The organism is Arthrobacter sp. SX1312 (assembly GCF_002929295.1).
In the GTDB taxonomy this organism is placed as follows: Bacteria; Actinomycetota; Actinomycetes; order Actinomycetales; family Micrococcaceae; genus Arthrobacter_D.
In genome coordinates this window covers 1,430,973-1,445,756 of record NZ_PJIM01000001.1, presented here as the reverse complement: position 1 = coordinate 1,445,756, position 14,784 = coordinate 1,430,973, and the positions used below count along the sequence as shown (strand labels likewise).

The window sequence follows — 14,784 nt, the reverse complement described above, 5'->3', positions numbered from 1 at the left end:
CAGACGTTAGCGGAGGATATGGCCAAGAAAGACGGTGTCATTGAGATTGAAGGCACTGTGAACGAGGCACTGCCCAACGCGATGTTCCGCGTTGAGTTGGCCAACGGTCACATTGTCCTCGCCCACATCTCGGGAAAGATGCGCCAGCACTACATTCGAATCCTTCCTGAGGACCGGGTCGTAGTGGAACTCAGCCCGTACGACCTCACCCGGGGCCGTATTGTCTACCGCTACAAATAAGAATCAACTCGAAGGAAAACCATGAAGGTCAACCCGAGCGTGAAGCGGATCTGCGAGAAGTGCCAGGTGGTTCGCCGCAAGGGCAACGTTCTCGTCATCTGCGAGAACCCGCGCCACAAGCAGCGCCAGGGCTAAGAACCTCTCCCGAGGCTCTTCCCCGCGCGTAGAAGTACATTCAACGGCAGAACAGCACCCCTCACGGGGTGTACACCCCCGGCTCGGAGGCCGGGGACCGGAACATCGGTTCCGGGGACGTCCTGCTCCATACCTCCGGTAACACCAAAGGAGAACCGCCACTATGGCACGTCTCGCTGGCGTAGACATCCCCCGCGAAAAGCGGGTAGTCATTGCGCTCACCTATATCTACGGCGTGGGCAAGACCCGTGCAGAGAAGACGATCGTCGACACGGGGATCTCCCCGAACACGCGCGTCAAGGACCTCTCCGACATCGAGCTGGTCCAGCTCCGCGACTACATCGAAGGCAACTTCAAGGTCGAGGGTGACCTCCGACGCGAGGTTGCAGCCGATATCCGCCGCAAGGTCGAGATCGGCAGCTACGAAGGCATCCGGCACCGCCGCGGCCTTCCCGTACGTGGACAGCGTACGAAGACGAACGCCCGTACCCGCAAGGGTCCGAAGCGTACGGTCGCAGGCAAGAAGAAGGTCGGACGCTAGTCCCTAATGGCACCCTAACCGGACTCGCTAGCGCTCGCCCGGCCAGGGAACCCCGCCATCAGGGGCCCATCCGCTCGGTGATTGTCCAAATCACCGGAGAACTTCCGATCAGTCGATCAATGCTCTACCCAATACCTTCGTAGGAGAAGTAATGCCCCCCAAGACTCGTGGAGCGGTGCGTAAGCCGCGTCGCAAGGACAAGAAGAACATCACCCTCGGCCAGGCGCACATTAAGAGCACCTTCAACAACACGATCGTGTCCATCACGGACCCCAGTGGAGCGGTCATCTCCTGGGCCTCCGCCGGTGAGGTCGGGTTCAAGGGCTCACGCAAGTCGACGCCGTTCGCGGCGCAGATGGCCGCCGAGGCGGCTGCGAAGCGTGCGCAGGAGCACGGCGTCAAGAAGGTCGACGTCTTCGTGAAGGGCCCCGGATCGGGCCGCGAGACCGCGATCCGCTCGCTGCAGGCCACCGGCCTCGAGGTCGGCTCCATCTCGGACGTCACCCCGAGCGCGCACAACGGCTGCCGTCCGCCCAAGCGCCGCCGCGTCTAACCAGCTTCCCGGTCACCGTGCCGCCTTGCAGGAACCCAGGTTCCGGCAGGGCGGTTCGGTGCCGTTCCAGCTGCTATTGAGCCGGTCGACCAGCAGTCCCGCCCATTTGGAAGCGTCATATAGCGGATGCTTCCCGAAAGGAAATGTAAGTGCTTATTGCACAGCGCCCCACCCTGACTGAAGAAGTAGTCGCCGACAACCGTTCGCGGTTCGTCATCGAGCCGCTCGAGCCCGGCTTCGGCTACACCCTCGGCAACTCGCTCCGCCGCACGCTCCTGTCCTCGATCCCCGGTGCCGCCGTCACCAGCATCCGGATCGACGGCGTCCTGCACGAATTCACCACGGTTCCCGGGGTGAAGGAGGACGTCACCGAGATCATCCTGAACATCAAGAACCTCGCCGTCTCCTCGGAGCACGACGAGCCCGTCGTCGCCTACCTGCGCAAGCAGGGACCCGGCGTCGTCACCGCCGCCGATATCGCGCCTCCGGCCGGCGTTGAGTTCCACAACCCGGACCTGCACATCGCGACCCTCAACTCGAAGGGCAAGTTCGAGCTCGAACTGACCATCGAGCGTGGACGCGGCTACGTCTCGGCGTCGCAGAACAAGTCCGGCGACTCGGAGATCGGCCGCATCCCGGTCGACTCCATCTACTCGCCGGTCCTCAAGGTCACCTTCCGTGTGGAAGCCACCCGTGTGGAGCAGCGCACCGACTTCGACAAGCTGATCGTCGACGTCGAGACGAAGGACGCCATCGCCCCGCGCGACGCCGTCGCTTCCGCCGGCACCACCCTGGTGGAGCTGTTCGGTCTCGCCCGCGAGCTGAACACCGCCGCCGAGGGTATCGAGATCGGCCCGTCGCCGACGGACGCAGCGCTTGCTGCGGACATGGCGCTGCCGATCGAGGATCTCGAACTGACGGTCCGCTCGTACAACTGCCTCAAGCGCGAGGGCATCCACTCCGTGGGTGAACTCGTTGCGCGCTCCGAGGCCGATCTCATGGACATCCGCAACTTCGGCGCGAAGTCCATCGACGAGGTCAAGGCGAAGCTCGTGGAGCTCGGTCTGTCCCTGAAGGATTCCCCTCCAGGGTTCGACCTCGCCGCCCGCGCCGCAGCCATCGAAGAGGACGACGCCCCCTTCGGCGACGAAGAGGTCTAAAACGCTATCTGTCCGTCCCATCGCCCTCCTGGGCGACGGGACGGACACCCCTAATGAGGAGAAAGAATCATGCCCACACCTACAAAGGGCCCACGCCTCGGAGGCGGTCCGGCGCACGAACGCCTGATGCTCGCCAACCTGGCCGCCTCACTGTTCGAGCACAAGCGGATCACCACCACGGTGACCAAGGCCAAGCGCCTCCGCCCCTACGCCGAGCGTCTCATCACGTTCGCGAAGAAGGGCGACCTCGCGTCGCGTCGCCGCGTCCTCGGTGTCATCAGCAGCAAGAGCATCGTCCACGAGCTGTTCACGGACATCGCACCTGCTGTCGCCAACCGCGAAGGCGGCTACACCCGCATCACGAAGATCGGCAACCGCAAGGGCGACAACGCTCCCATGGCAGTCATCGAACTCGTGCTGGAGCCCATGTCCGCGAAGCAGTCCGTCGTCGCCGAGGCCGAGCAGGCCAAGGCTCCCGCCGCGGCGGCGCCCGTCGAGGCGCCGGAGTCCGCCGAGTCGGCTGACTCCGTGGATTCGCCCGAGTCCGTCGATTCGGTGGATTCCGTGGATTCGCCCGAGTCCGCTGATTCGGTGGATTCGGCTGAGTCTGCCGAATCGGCTGAGTCCGCCGAGGAGGTTGCCGCCGAGGAGACCACGATCGATGCCGAGGAAGGCACCGACGAGGTCGTCGTCGTCGACGGCACCGTGGAGGACGAGAAGAAGTAATTCTTCCCGCCTCACGCACGCCATGACACCGCTCGAGCCCGCCGTCCCCCCGAGGGACGGCGGGCTCTTGCGTGTCCGGCTCGACCTCGCGTACGACGGCGCCCTGTTCTCCGGCTGGGCCCTGCAACCGGAGCTCACGACCGTCCAGGGGGTGCTCGAGGACGCCCTCTTCACGCTCCTGCGCCGCCAGGCCCGCCTCACGGTGGGCGGGCGCACCGACGCCGGCGTGCACGCCCGGGGTCAGGTGGCCCATGTGGACCTCACCCGGGCCGAGTGGGAGTCCATGCCCCGCGGCCGGGACATGGATCCGTCCGAGGCCTTCCTGCGGCGCCTCACCGGCACGGTCAACCGCGTGCTCACAGAGGGGATCACCGGGCGGGGCCGATCCGTCAGGAACTCGGTACCCGCCGTCGTCGTCCGGTCGGCCGCCCCGGCACCCGAAGGATTCGACGCACGGTTCTCTGCGCTCTGGCGCCGCTACAGCTACGCCATCGCGGACGTGGCGAGCGGGCAGGACCCGCTGCGCCGCCACACCACGCTCTGGTACCCCGCGCCGCTGGACGTCGCGCTCCTCAACGAAGGATCCACCCACCTGCTGGGGATGCAGGACTTCGCCGCGTTCTGCAAACCCCGCGAGGGCGCCACGACGATCCGTGAGTTGCAGCGGTACGAGTTCGTGCGCGGCCACGACGGCGTCATCACGGCGACCATCCAGGCGGACGCGTTCTGCCACAACATGGTGCGCGCGCTGATCGGATCGACCCTGCGCGTCGGATCGGGGGAGATGCCCCCGGTGTGGCTGGCCGAGCGACTGGCCGCCCGCCTGAAGGACGCCCGGTCCATCCTGGCTGCGCCGCACCCGCTCGTGCTGGAGGAGATCGCCTACCCGGGCGGCGACGAGCTCGCGGGGCGGGCCGGGCTCACCCGCGCACGGCGGAACGCCGGGCACCTCGCCCCGCGCGGAGCACCGGGGGCCGACGCCGCGATCGTCGGCGACGACGCGCTGCCCGGCTAGGCGAGGACGCGCTGCCCGGCTAGGCGAGGACGCGCCGCCCCACTAGGCGAGGAGGACGAAGCTCGCGAATGCGGCGAGGAGCATCCCGGGGCCGAAGGGGAAGGTGGAGCCGCGCGAGCCGCGGCGGAACAGCAGGACCGCGAGCCCGGCCAGGCCCCCCAGCAGGAAGCCGCCGAGGAGGGTGCCCAGCCAGGCGGAGGCTCCGGCCCAGCCCCCGAAGAGACCGAGCACGGCGGCGAGCTTCACGTCGCCCATCCCCATGCCCGCAGGGTTGATGAGCGCGAGGACGAAGTAGACCGCGAACAGCGCCGCTGCTCCGGCCGCGGCGCCGAGCAGGCCGCCCCAGTGACCGCCCGCGCCTGCCGCGAGGAGGAGCAGCGGGATGGTCACCGCGGTGAAGCGCACGAGGACGGCGTTCGGCAGCAGCTTCGAGCGGGCGTCGATGGCCGCGAGGAGCACACCGAAGGCCGCGAGGCACCCCACGAGCGGAAGCGTCCACCACTCGCCTGTGACGGCACCGCCGGCGCCCGCGAGGACGCCCGCGAGCAGTGCCAGAGGCAGCCGCGCGCGCTCGGGCAGGACGGTCCGCGGATCCCTGCCGGCGAGGGCGAACAGCGCGTACGCCAGCCCGGCCGTGACAGGCGCGATGATCAGGGCAGCAACCACCTAGAGGGAGTCCTCGAGGGTGTCGTGCGGGGACCGGCTCACGTCCCCGTCGACCGGCAGCGACACCGTGAAACGGCTTCCCCTGCCCGGGGAGCTCGTGCAGTGGATCGAGCCGCCATGGCTTTCGACGATCGACTTGGTGATGGCCAGCCCGAGCCCCGCGCCGTCGATGTCTGCCCGGCGGGCGGCGGGCGTCCGGTAGAAGCGGGAGAAGACCTGGCGGGCCTCCTGCTCGGTCATACCCATCCCGCGGTCGTCGACGTGGAGGTTGATCTGCGAGTCGGTCTCCTCCGCGCGCACGATCACCAGGCCGCCCTCGGGGGAGTACTTGATGGCATTGGACAGCAGGTTGTCGAGCACCTGGGAGATCCGCAGCGGATCGATGAGCGTCCAGAGCGGGCTGTGCACGTCGGTCCGGAGCCGCACACCGTTCTTCTGCGCGCGGATCCGATTGGAGCGGACGCTCATCTCGATCACGGCCGCGAGGTCCACGGGGCGCGGATGCACGCGGACGCGGTCGCCGGCGGTGGACAGCAGATCTGCGACCAGGTGGAGCACGCGCTCGGCGTTGCGGCCCGCGACGTCGACGTAGCCCGCGAGGTGCGGGGGCAGGGGGTGCTCGTCCTCCAGGACGAGTTCGAGGTAGCCCAGCACTGAGGTCAGCGGGGCGTGGAACTCGTGGGAGATGTTCGAGATGAACGTGTCCTTCGCGGTCACGGCCTCGACCAGTTCGGTGACGTCGCTGCAGGCGACCAGGGCGCCGGTGATGCCGCCGTCGGCGTTCTTGATGGGCCGGGCTGCGGTGGAGAGTGCACGCTGTGCGTCCGTGCCACCGACCCACACCAGCTCGTCCGCGAACGTCTCACCCGTGAGGGCCCGATGCACGGGCCGCCGGTCCGGAGGCAGCGGCGTGACGCGGTCCGACCCGAAGACGAGGCCGTCCTGTGCCTCGTCGCCGTGGCCGGTCGAAAGTCGGTTGAACAGCTCCTGTTGCCGGTTCGTCAGCGTGGTGTTGCCGTGGGCGTCCACGGCGGTGAGACCGACGTCGACCGTGTTGAGGATGGCCGTCAGTACCCGCTCGCGATCGATGGCGGCTTGCAGGAGGTCGTTGAGTTCGCGGTCCTTGCGTGCGATCTCGGCTTCGCGGGCATCGGCGCCGGCGCTCATGAGGTGAATCGTGACGCCGATGCAGAACATCACGATGGGCAGCAGCAGGGCCCCTGCGTACGAGGTCAGCCGCGTGGGATCGAAGGATCCGAGGAGCGGCCAGGCGGTGATGAGCAGCGAACCGGCTACGCTGCCGGTGAGGGCTGCCCAGGTGGGCAGCGGGGACCGCATGAGCCAGAGGACGGGGAAGACGGCGAGGACGCCGAGCGCCGGCTGGATGTCAGCACCGCCGGTCCGGAGCAGGGCGACGGCGACGAAGTCGAGGGCCGGGACGACCAGCAGGATGCCGGGTGGCAGTTCGTTCCACGGGACGACCACGCACAGGGCCAGCAGGACAAGGATCAGCCAGAAGCCCAGCTCGTACGTCGGGTCGGCCAGCAGCCCGGGCCGGAGGACCGGAGCGGTGACCGAGAGGATGACGACGATCAGCGTGAGGGGGATCTGGCAGAGGATCCCGGCGCGGCCGATGGTCATTCTCGACGCCGCCACGCTCGACCAGGACGCGCTGGAAATCCTAGCCATGCACGATCCAGGGGACGGGAGAACTCCACATTCTGAATGTCTTTCGGACGCTGAGACCTACGTACTGCCTTCATTATGTCGCCATCCCCGCGTTTTGCACGCCCATCCGGCGCAATTCGTGCAGGTAGGCGGGCAGAATGGTTGCCAGGACAAATCGACCGGGCTTCACCGCAGGTCGGATGGGGGTTGAAAGCGAATGAGCGATCCGGGAGTGGCAGTCGTCATCGAGGACGACGCCGATGTACGGAATCTGGTCGGGGCGGTGCTGCGGCAGTCGGGCTTCGACGTGCAGGTGGCGCCGAACGGCCGGGCGGGCGTCGAGATGGTGCGCACGCACGACGCCACGGTGGTGACGGTCGACGTCGGGCTGCCCGACATCGACGGATACGAGGTGCTGCGGCGCATCCGCGACTTCAGCAACTGCTATGTGGTGATGCTGACGTCGAGGGGTGATGAGCTGGACACCCTCACGGCGCTGCAGTCGGGGGCCGACGACTACCTGACGAAGCCGTTCCGCCCGCGGGAACTGCGCGCGCGCATCGCGGCGATGCTGCGGCGACCGCGCGCGGTCCCGGAGCCGGCCGCCGAGGGTCCCGGGCCGACGACGTCGGCCCCGCCCGCCGCACCCGCACCGGCCGTCGTGGCGTCGCCCGTGTTCGAACACAACGGGCTGGCCCTGAACGCCTCGGCGCGCACCGTGGTGGTCGACGGACGCGACCTCCCGCTGACGCGCAGCGAGTTCGACCTCCTCAACGAGATGCTGAGGAGCAGCGGCGCGGTGAGGACGAAGGCCGACCTCGTGCGGGTTGTCCGGGGCGACTACTACGGCGAGGACACCTACATCAGCGACTCCGACGAGCGGGCGATCGAGGTGCACATCGGCAACCTCCGACGGAAGCTCGACGAGGATCCGAAGAACCCGCGCTGGCTGCAGACCGTGCGCGGCGTCGGCTACCGGCTGACCCCGGTGCGTGCCTGACGGGCTACGGGCCCCTCAGGCAGGGTCGAGGTAGCGGGTCTCGAGCTCGCGGATCGTCTCCAGCCCGCAGCGTTCGATGCCGGGGAGCGTGCGGCGCGCGGCGTCGAGGTCGGCCGAGGAGATGGCTGCCTCGAAGGCCGCGGTGAGGACCGCGAGCCGCTGGGCACCCACCATGAGGGAGGAATTGCGGAGGCTCAGCGCGGCCTCGAGGGCTGCGGGCAGGTCCTGGTCGGCGACCGAGCGTACGAGCCGAAGGTGGCGGTTGGCGAAGCCCGTGATGTAGTCGCGGGCGAAGGTGCGCGCCGGCCCGGCGTCGTTCAACTGCTGCTCGAGGTGCGCGAGGACCGTGAGGTCCACGAGCGGCGGGTCGGGCTGGGCGGTATTCGGAAGCACCGTCCCAGCCTACGGCGGCGGTCTGACGGTCAGCCGGGAGCCGGGCTCACTGCCCGGCGAACGTGTCCATGACGTTGAGTGCGGCCGGGCCGAGGATCACGATGAACAGCACCGGGAAGATGAACAGCAGGAGCGGGAAGAGCACCGCGACCGGGAGCTTCATCGCCTTCTCCTCCGCACGCTGACGGCGTTTCACGCGCATGACCTTCGCCTGCGTCCGCAGCACACCCGACAGGGCGATGCCGTAGGCGTCCGCCTGCACGATGGCTTTCACGAAGCTGCGCAGTTCCGGGATGGTGCTGCGGTCCGCCATGGCGAGGTACGCCTCGCGCCGGCTGCGTCCCACCTGCATGTCCTGCAGCGTCCGCACGAGTTCGTCCGCCAGCGGTCCCTTCCCTGTCTCGCCCGCGCGCTGCATGGCGCTCTCGAATCCCAGGCCCGCCTCCACGGAGATCAGCATCTGGTCCAGGGTGTTGGCCAGTTCCAGGGCCATGGCCTTCTGGCGTTCCTGTCCCTTGCTGTAGAGGAGGAGGTCCGGCACGAAGTAACCGAGGACCGTGATGAAGAGTGCAAGCAGCACGAAGAGCCTGCTGGGGTTCGACTGCACGAGCAGCAGTCCGGCCAGGCCGCCGGCGAGACCGAGGAGTGGCTTGGCGGTGAGGACCTTGGCCAGTGGCATCGAGGCCGGCCGGCCGGCGAGGGCCAGCAGGTGGTCCAGTTTGAGGACGTATGCCTGCGGGGTGAGGTGCCGGCCCAGCCGGAGGAGGGGGTTCGGGCGGTCAGCGTCGGCGACGACCCCGGCCATCCCCTGGTTGAGGTTGTGCTGCACGGTGCGGCGCATCCGGGCGTCGGAGGTGAGCAGGGACCAGGTGAAGTAGCCGATGGGTGCGGAGGTGAGCAGGAGCGAGGCGAGCAGGGTGGGGTCCATGACGGTCTCCTCAGAACTTCAGGTCGATGATCTTGCGCAGCCAGAGCCCGCCGATCGCCATCATGACGGCGGCGGCTCCGAGCATCACCCAGCCCAGCGGCTTCGTGAACAGCGGGTCGACGTAGCCGGGGCTGACCACGGTGAGCATCAGCGCAATCGCGAACGGCAGCGCTCCCAGGATGTAGGCGGAGAACTTCCCCTCCGCGGCGAGGGCGCGGATGTGGCCCTTGATCTCCGTGCGCTCGCGGATGGTGTGCCCCACCTGGTCGAGCACGTCGGCGAGGTCCCCACCGACCTCGCGGTTGATCTGGATGGCCTGCGCGATCCAGGCGAAGTCCTCGTTCTGCATGCGGTGCGAGGTGTCCATGAGCGCGGCAAGGAGATCCTTGCCGAGGCTCGTCTCGGCGACGATCCGGCGCATCTCCTCGGACGTCGGGCTGTCCGCCTCCGTGGCCGCGGCGTCGATCGCCCGCAGGATGCTGTGACCCGCCCGCAGGCCTCCGGTGAGCAGCTGCAGCGTGTCGCCGAGCTGTGAGTCGAAGCGGCGACGCCGTCGTCCCGTCCGGAAGGACACCACCAGGTGCGCGACGGCGGGGGAGAGCAGGAACAGGAGGACGCCGACGACCGGCGCGAGCAGCGCCCACCCCAGCAGGAGCCCGGTGATGCCGCCGAGGACCACGAGCAGGTAGACCTCGGCCTGGCTGATCCTGATGCCTGCCGTCTCGAGGACGTTCTGGTCGAGGAAGCGCATCGGGTGCCGGCGCAGGTAGGCATCCATCGCACGTCCGGCCGCCCCCGCGAAGCGTGAGAGCTGCGAGTCCTGCTGCTGTCGAGGTGGCCGGCGGCGGTCCAGCGGGACCGGCGACTGGGCAGGCCGGAGTGCCACGAGCAGCAGGACGATCCCGCCGATCACCAGGGCGGCACCGCCGACGAGGAGGAGGGTCATGCGCCTACCGCCCGCGCGGCGGCGCGGACCCGAAGACGGCCGGCGACACCGTGATCCCCATGTCCTCGAAGCGCTCCATGAACCGCGGTCGGATGCCGGTCGGCACGGGCTTACCGAGGAAGCGGCCCTTGTGGTCGACTCCCGCTGAGTAGTCGAAGACGAAGGCGTCCTGCAGTGTGACGACGTCGCCCTCCATGCCCTGCACCTCGGTGACGTGCGTGATGCGCCGGCTGCCGTCGCGGAGGCGCGAGATCTGCACCACGAGGTTGACGGCGGACGCCAGCTGTTCGCGGATGGCCCGCAGGGGCAGGTCCATGCCGGCCATGAGCACAAGGGTTTCGAGGCGGGCCACGGCGTCCCTGGGGGAGTTGGCGTGGACGGTGGACAGCGAGCCGTCGTGTCCGGTGTTCATGGCCTGCAGCATGTCGAGGGACTCGCCGCCACGCACCTCGCCGATGACGATGCGGTCGGGCCGCATGCGGAGGGAGTTGCGGACGAGGTCGCGGATGCTCACGGCGCCCTTGCCCTCGGTGTTCGGCGGGCGGCTCTCCAGGCGCACCACGTGCTGCTGCTGGATCTGCAGCTCGACGGCGTCCTCGATGGTGACGATGCGGTCGCCCTCGGGGAGGAACGAGGACAGCACGTTGAGCAGGGTGGTCTTCCCAGTGCCCGTGCCCCCCGAGACAATGATGTTGAGCTTCGCCTTCACGCAGGCGTCCAGCAGTTCGGCCATCTCCGGGGTGAGCGTGCCGAAGTCGATGAGGTTCTGGACCGTCAGGGGGACCTTGCTGAACTTGCGGATGGTCAGCGACGAGCCGTTGACCGCGAGCGGAGGGATGACCGCGTTGACGCGGGACCCGTCCTCGAGGCGGGCATCGACGAAGGGGGAGGACTCGTCGATGCGGCGGCCCACCTTGGAGACGATGCGCTCGATGACGCGGCGCAGGTGCTCCTCCGAGCTGAACCGGGAGTCGCTGAGCGTCAGCCTGCCCTGCTGCTCCACATAGATCTGGTCCATCCGGTTCACCATGATCTCGGTGACCGATTCGTCATCGAGGAGGCGCTGGAGCGGGCCGAACCCGAGGACGTCGTCGGCCACGTCCTGGATGAGGCGGCGCCGTTCATCGGGGCTGAGCGGTACCTGCTCGGCGTCGATGATCTGGCTCAGCTCCTCGCGCGCGACGACCTTCAGGTCCTCCTCGCTGATGGAGGTGTCGCTCGCGCGGGTGCCCATGCGCTCGAACAGGGCGGAGGCTGCGCGCTGCTTGAGGCCCGCGAAGACGTCCACCTTCGCACTGCCGGGCTTCTGGGGTGCTTCGCGGACGACGGCGGGCGCGAGGGTGGCCGGGCGCGGAGCTGCCGGTGGCGCGTCGGGAGCATCGGGTTCGACGACGGCGGGCGCGGTCGAGAGCCCGGCGGCCTGGATGCGGGCGGAGAGCTTCATCGGACCACCACCCGGCGGTGCAGCTTCTTCTGCGACTTCGCGCGCCACTCGTGGTCGAACCGCTGCACGAGCTCCGTGAGGCTCTTCGTCGCGGGATCACGGACCTTGTCCTGGAGCAGAGGGACGCCGCGGTTCGTCGCGAGGGTGATGGCCCGGGAGCGGGGGATGGACACATCGACGGGCGCGTTGAGGGTCGCTTCGATGTCCTCCACCGAGAGGCCCGTCTTCGTGTCGGCGAAGTTGAGGACCACGTGGCGGGTCTCGGGCAGGAGGTTGAGCTGCTGCAGGACGTCGAGGCCGGTACGGAGGCCCCGGACGCTCGGCACGTCCATGCCGGTCACCCAGACGGCGTCGGTGCACTGCTCCAGCGCGGCGAGGCTCGGCTCGGTGAGCCCGGGGCCGGTGTCGACGACGACGTAGCGGAACTCCATTGCCAGCTGCTGAATCAGGCGGGTCACCTGGGCCGAGGAGACGCGGTCGGCGTCGGCGGGGTTCTTGGGGCCGCAGAGGGCGTAGATGCCCGAGGGGTGCGGGGTCAGGAAGGCCTTGAGGACCATCGAGTCCTGGGTGGCAGCGCCCGTGACGGCGTCCAGCACGGAGTACTCGGGGGTCAGGTAGAGGCCGGTGCCGACGTCGCCGAACTGGAGGTCGAGGTCCACGATGACCACGCTCATCGGCGCCAGCTTCCCGAGGCCGACCGCCAAATTCGTGGCGACCGTCGTCTTGCCGACGCCACCCTTCGGGGAGAACACGCCGATGACGAGACCGCTCTGCTGTTCGCGGGGCGGCTGCGTCCCGGTGCGCTGGCGGGTCGCGAAGGCCTGGCATGCGCGTTCGAGCTGGGCTCGGATGCTCGCGATGTCCGCCAGCGGGGAGAGGATGTCGCGGACGCCGGCACGCATCGCTTGCAGGGCGATGTCCGGGTGGTCGTCGTGCACGAGCACCACGCTGATCTCCGGGAAGGTCACGTCCACGACCAGGGCGAGGCGCAGCGCTTCCTCGATGGCGATGCCCGGCCCGAAGACCAGCACTTCCGGCCGCTCGAGTCCCAGCTGGTCGAGGACGGAGGTCGGGTCCCCGGTCAGGACGCTCGCGGGCAGGCTCTTCACGTGGCCCTGCAGCCCGCCGGCGACGGCGTGGCGGACCTTCTGCTCGAAGTCCGAGCTGGGGGTGATCAGGACGAATCTGCTCATCGGTACAGTTCCTTGTTCTGGACGATGGGGGAGTCTCCCTCGACCGTCGCGGCCGTTTCCTTGCTCAGCCACAGCGTGGCGTTCTGGTTGGCGTGCACGATCTTCGTCGCCTGGGCGGTGTCGACGGCGATGGTGAGCATGAGGGAGCCGCTCGGTAGCGCCTCGGCCTCGGCGCGGGCCTGCGCTTCAGGATCCGCGGCGGGGTCGGCTGCGACGGGGGTGGGGGCGCGCTGCACGGAGGTGACGAGGATCTTGTGGAGAGCGAGCTTCGTCGTCGGGACGTCCGGCTCCTGCTCGAGACCTCCCGTCTCCAAAGAGATGAACACGCCCACGGTGTCACCGGGGGCGATCTTGCCGCCGACGGCGCGGTCCGGCTCGATCGTGAAGGAGACCTCCTGCAGGCCCTCGGGCACATCGACGCTGCCGGTCGTTGCGGCGTCATCCGGGTCGACGAGGCGCTCGGCGAGCAGCTGCTCACCTGGCATGAGCTCCACGGCGGTGATCCTGCCCGTGGACGAGTCGAGGTCCTTGAGCGCGGATCCTCCAACCGCGGTGGCCGGCAGGGCCTTGGTGGTGAGGAATGGCTGGAGTTCCTCGACCGGCGTGCCTGCAGGAACGGCGGTGGCCACGACCAGGACGTCCACCGGGTCGAGGCCCTCGACCGCGCGTGCTTCCGCGCCCTGCGCGTAGCCGAACAGCATCAGGGCTCCGACGAGCGCGAGGACGACGGCGGCGACGCCGGCCAGGAGACGGGATTTCATGAAGTTGCTTCCTCGAGGGTGAGTCGGACGACCGCGGTGCCCATGGTGGGGTCGTAGGGGCCGAGCTTGTAGGCGTCGTCAAGAGAGACCATCCTCACGAACCTGCCGATGATGCCGATGCATTGCGTGGAGCTGCACTTGTGGCCGGCGTAGTAGTTGTCGCGAAAGGAGTCGGGGAACGTGGAGTTCCCCTCCTGCTTGAACTTCCAGCCGTGGACCTCGAATGCGGCGAAACCAGTGAGTTGGTAGACGGCATTGCTGCCGCTGTCACTGACGCTGCGGTAGATCGGGAACAGGCCGACGGGAGCGTCGCCTGCTTCGATCTGTGCCCGCCATTCCTGCAGGAGCGGGACGCAGTTGCTGGGCGCTCCGGTATTGCCGGTGTTGCTGCCCGAGGCGCTCTGCGAGATGTTGACGAAGGCCTCGCACTTCCCGGCTACCTGATCCAGGCTGCCGAAGCCCCCCGGTGGACCGCCTGTGCACGCGGGTGTAGCGTCCGACTTCTTTCGAAACTCCACCACTTGCCAGCCGGGCCCATCCTTCAGTTCACACTCCGAGAAGGTGATGGGAAACGGCGCGGGCCCGGAGGTAGGGCTTCCCCACGTGGCCGTCGACGATGCCGTCACCTCACTGGAACTGATGCCGAGTGCATTGGCGAAGACAAGTGACATGCGATTGGGTGCCTGCCCGTCCTGAAGCGCACCGGTGGTGACGGTGACTTTCCGGCTTGTCTCGTTCACGACGACGTTCTTCACGTTGCTCTTCGTATCGAGGGCGTTGCTGTTGGCCAGGCTGCGGGCAACGGGCGCGGTCGAGTCACAATCGGCGTCATTCAAATTCAGAGCGCACTTCTGGGCAATGGCAAGGGAGCCGGCATCGGCGCCGTTCTGCAGCTGCGCCTTCTCGGAGACGAGCATTCCCACGTCGATGGCCAGAGCGGCGAACCCGAGTAGGACGACCATGAGGAGGGCGACGAGGACACTGACGGCGCCCTGCTCCTGGCGTATGCCGGGCCGCTGCTTCAGCCGCCGCACAGCATCACTCCCTTGCCGGTCATGGAGAACGGTCCAGCAATCTTCGTGAGGGTGCTCAGCGTGTAGGTAATGGTGACAGTAGCCGTGCTACCAGCAGGGCACGGAGTGGCTGTTGTCGCCCCCGGAACTGAGATCGCTATGTCCGTCGCTTTCAGGGCCGGCCGTAGCGTGCCCGCGGCGGTTATTGTCGACGTCTTGGCCTTAGTCGTATCCTTCGAGATGGACATGACGCGAACACCATCGCGGGCGGCATTGGTCAGCGTGACTTGCGTATTGAAAGCGCGACCGAACTCCATGATGCCGAAGAGGAGCAGGATGAGGATGGGAAGAAGGAGAGCCATTTCGACTGCTACAGCTCCGTGTTCCTTTCTTTCCATCGTC

At 68.0% G+C, this 14,784-nt stretch carries 18 protein-coding genes; 8 read left to right on the top strand and 10 right to left on the bottom strand.

The annotated features are described in order from the left end of the window. The first annotated feature begins 18 nt into the window (after positions 1–18). From infA to CXQ92_RS06765, 7 genes are all read left to right on the top strand, one after another. The gene (gene infA / locus CXQ92_RS06795) at positions 19–240 is read left to right on the top strand and encodes a translation initiation factor IF-1 (RefSeq protein ID WP_019481515.1); all 222 of its coding nucleotides are present in this window, start codon (positions 19–21) and stop codon (positions 238–240) included. Between the two features lie 21 nt (positions 241–261). After that, complete coding sequence (rpmJ, locus tag CXQ92_RS06790) at positions 262–375, top strand: 50S ribosomal protein L36 (protein WP_043440658.1); 114 nt, start codon at positions 262–264, stop codon at positions 373–375. A gap of 163 nt (positions 376–538) precedes the next feature. Beyond that, positions 539–916 carry a 30S ribosomal protein S13 gene (gene rpsM / locus CXQ92_RS06785; RefSeq protein WP_104166355.1) on the top strand — a complete coding sequence of 126 codons (378 nt, stop codon included), beginning with the start codon at positions 539–541 and terminating at the stop codon, positions 914–916. A 151-nt stretch (positions 917–1,067) separates the two neighbouring features. Further along, positions 1,068–1,469: a 30S ribosomal protein S11 gene (rpsK, locus tag CXQ92_RS06780; protein WP_043440662.1), complete on the top strand. Its 402-nt coding sequence runs from the start codon at positions 1,068–1,070 to the stop codon at positions 1,467–1,469. 149 nt (positions 1,470–1,618) lie between these two features. Continuing rightward, the gene (locus CXQ92_RS06775; RefSeq protein ID WP_043440664.1) at positions 1,619–2,629 is read left to right on the top strand and encodes a DNA-directed RNA polymerase subunit alpha; all 1,011 of its coding nucleotides are present in this window, start codon (positions 1,619–1,621) and stop codon (positions 2,627–2,629) included. A gap of 69 nt (positions 2,630–2,698) precedes the next feature. After that, positions 2,699–3,355, top strand: coding sequence for a 50S ribosomal protein L17 (gene rplQ, locus CXQ92_RS06770; protein WP_104166353.1), 657 nt, complete (start codon positions 2,699–2,701; stop codon positions 3,353–3,355). A gap of 22 nt (positions 3,356–3,377) precedes the next feature. Then, positions 3,378–4,370, top strand: coding sequence for a tRNA pseudouridine(38-40) synthase TruA (locus CXQ92_RS06765; RefSeq protein ID WP_104166351.1), 993 nt, complete (start codon positions 3,378–3,380; stop codon positions 4,368–4,370). A gap of 42 nt (positions 4,371–4,412) precedes the next feature. Here the strand turns inward: CXQ92_RS06765 and CXQ92_RS06760 are convergent, their stop codons facing one another. Both CXQ92_RS06760 and CXQ92_RS06755 read right to left on the bottom strand, forming a co-directional pair. Continuing rightward, positions 4,413–5,036, bottom strand: coding sequence for a prepilin peptidase (locus tag CXQ92_RS06760; protein WP_104166349.1), 624 nt, complete (start codon positions 5,034–5,036; stop codon positions 4,413–4,415). Continuing rightward, positions 5,037–6,725: a cell wall metabolism sensor histidine kinase WalK gene (locus CXQ92_RS06755; protein ID WP_104166347.1), complete on the bottom strand. Its 1,689-nt coding sequence runs from the start codon at positions 6,723–6,725 to the stop codon at positions 5,037–5,039. It lies immediately after the preceding gene. Positions 6,726–6,921: 196 nt separating this feature from the next. Here CXQ92_RS06755 and CXQ92_RS06750 point away from each other — a divergent pair, with 196 nt between their 5' ends. Further along, complete coding sequence (locus CXQ92_RS06750) at positions 6,922–7,704, top strand: response regulator transcription factor (protein ID WP_104166346.1); 783 nt, start codon at positions 6,922–6,924, stop codon at positions 7,702–7,704. A gap of 15 nt (positions 7,705–7,719) precedes the next feature. Here the strand turns inward: CXQ92_RS06750 and CXQ92_RS06745 are convergent, their stop codons facing one another. The 8 genes from CXQ92_RS06745 to CXQ92_RS06710 are packed head-to-tail and all read right to left on the bottom strand — an operon-like array spanning position 7,720 to position 14,780. Continuing rightward, positions 7,720–8,097: a hypothetical protein gene (locus CXQ92_RS06745; RefSeq protein ID WP_104166344.1), complete on the bottom strand. Its 378-nt coding sequence runs from the start codon at positions 8,095–8,097 to the stop codon at positions 7,720–7,722. Positions 8,098–8,143: 46 nt separating this feature from the next. Further along, positions 8,144–9,025 (bottom strand): type II secretion system F family protein, encoded by an 882-nt coding sequence (locus CXQ92_RS06740; RefSeq protein WP_104166342.1) that lies wholly within the window; start codon positions 9,023–9,025, stop codon positions 8,144–8,146. A gap of 10 nt (positions 9,026–9,035) precedes the next feature. Then, the gene (locus tag CXQ92_RS06735) at positions 9,036–9,971 is read right to left on the bottom strand and encodes a type II secretion system F family protein (protein WP_104166340.1); all 936 of its coding nucleotides are present in this window, start codon (positions 9,969–9,971) and stop codon (positions 9,036–9,038) included. A gap of 4 nt (positions 9,972–9,975) precedes the next feature. After that, entirely contained in the window at positions 9,976–11,415 is a 1,440-nt protein-coding gene (locus tag CXQ92_RS06730; RefSeq protein ID WP_104166338.1) for a CpaF family protein, read from the bottom strand. Then, positions 11,412–12,608 carry an AAA family ATPase gene (locus tag CXQ92_RS06725; RefSeq protein ID WP_104166336.1) on the bottom strand — a complete coding sequence of 399 codons (1,197 nt, stop codon included), beginning with the start codon at positions 12,606–12,608 and terminating at the stop codon, positions 11,412–11,414. The genes CXQ92_RS06730 and CXQ92_RS06725 overlap by 4 nt, the downstream gene beginning before the upstream one ends. Beyond that, positions 12,605–13,369 (bottom strand): Flp pilus assembly protein CpaB, encoded by a 765-nt coding sequence (gene cpaB / locus CXQ92_RS06720; protein ID WP_104166334.1) that lies wholly within the window; start codon positions 13,367–13,369, stop codon positions 12,605–12,607. The genes CXQ92_RS06725 and cpaB overlap by 4 nt, the downstream gene beginning before the upstream one ends. Beyond that, entirely contained in the window at positions 13,366–14,403 is a 1,038-nt protein-coding gene (locus CXQ92_RS06715; protein WP_258069768.1) for a pilus assembly protein TadG-related protein, read from the bottom strand. Before CXQ92_RS06715 ends, cpaB begins: the two co-directional genes overlap by 4 nt. Then, complete coding sequence (locus CXQ92_RS06710; RefSeq protein ID WP_104166332.1) at positions 14,391–14,780, bottom strand: TadE/TadG family type IV pilus assembly protein; 390 nt, start codon at positions 14,778–14,780, stop codon at positions 14,391–14,393. The genes CXQ92_RS06715 and CXQ92_RS06710 overlap by 13 nt, the downstream gene beginning before the upstream one ends. Between the last annotated feature and the right edge of the window lie 4 nt (positions 14,781–14,784).

Bases quoted from the DNA above. Each gene is read 5' to 3' on its own strand.
- CXQ92_RS06710 (WP_104166332.1), bottom strand. From the start codon at position 14,780: ATGGAAAGAAAGGAACACGGAGCTGTAGCAGTCGAAATGGCTCTCCTT.
- CXQ92_RS06740 (WP_104166342.1), bottom strand. From the start codon at position 9,025: ATGGACCCCACCCTGCTCGCCTCGCTCCTGCTCACCTCCGCACCCATC.
- CXQ92_RS06755 (WP_104166347.1), bottom strand. From the start codon at position 6,725: ATGGCTAGGATTTCCAGCGCGTCCTGGTCGAGCGTGGCGGCGTCGAGA.
- CXQ92_RS06735 (WP_104166340.1), bottom strand. From the start codon at position 9,971: ATGACCCTCCTCCTCGTCGGCGGTGCCGCCCTGGTGATCGGCGGGATC.
- rpsM (WP_104166355.1), top strand. From the start codon at position 539: ATGGCACGTCTCGCTGGCGTAGACATCCCCCGCGAAAAGCGGGTAGTC.
- rpmJ (WP_043440658.1), top strand. From the start codon at position 262: ATGAAGGTCAACCCGAGCGTGAAGCGGATCTGCGAGAAGTGCCAGGTG.
- CXQ92_RS06765 (WP_104166351.1), top strand. From the start codon at position 3,378: ATGACACCGCTCGAGCCCGCCGTCCCCCCGAGGGACGGCGGGCTCTTG.
- CXQ92_RS06730 (WP_104166338.1), bottom strand. From the start codon at position 11,415: ATGAAGCTCTCCGCCCGCATCCAGGCCGCCGGGCTCTCGACCGCGCCC.
- CXQ92_RS06750 (WP_104166346.1), top strand. From the start codon at position 6,922: ATGAGCGATCCGGGAGTGGCAGTCGTCATCGAGGACGACGCCGATGTA.
- rpsK (WP_043440662.1), top strand. From the start codon at position 1,068: ATGCCCCCCAAGACTCGTGGAGCGGTGCGTAAGCCGCGTCGCAAGGAC.
- CXQ92_RS06725 (WP_104166336.1), bottom strand. From the start codon at position 12,608: ATGAGCAGATTCGTCCTGATCACCCCCAGCTCGGACTTCGAGCAGAAG.
- rplQ (WP_104166353.1), top strand. From the start codon at position 2,699: ATGCCCACACCTACAAAGGGCCCACGCCTCGGAGGCGGTCCGGCGCAC.
- cpaB (WP_104166334.1), bottom strand. From the start codon at position 13,369: ATGAAATCCCGTCTCCTGGCCGGCGTCGCCGCCGTCGTCCTCGCGCTC.
- infA (WP_019481515.1), top strand. From the start codon at position 19: ATGGCCAAGAAAGACGGTGTCATTGAGATTGAAGGCACTGTGAACGAG.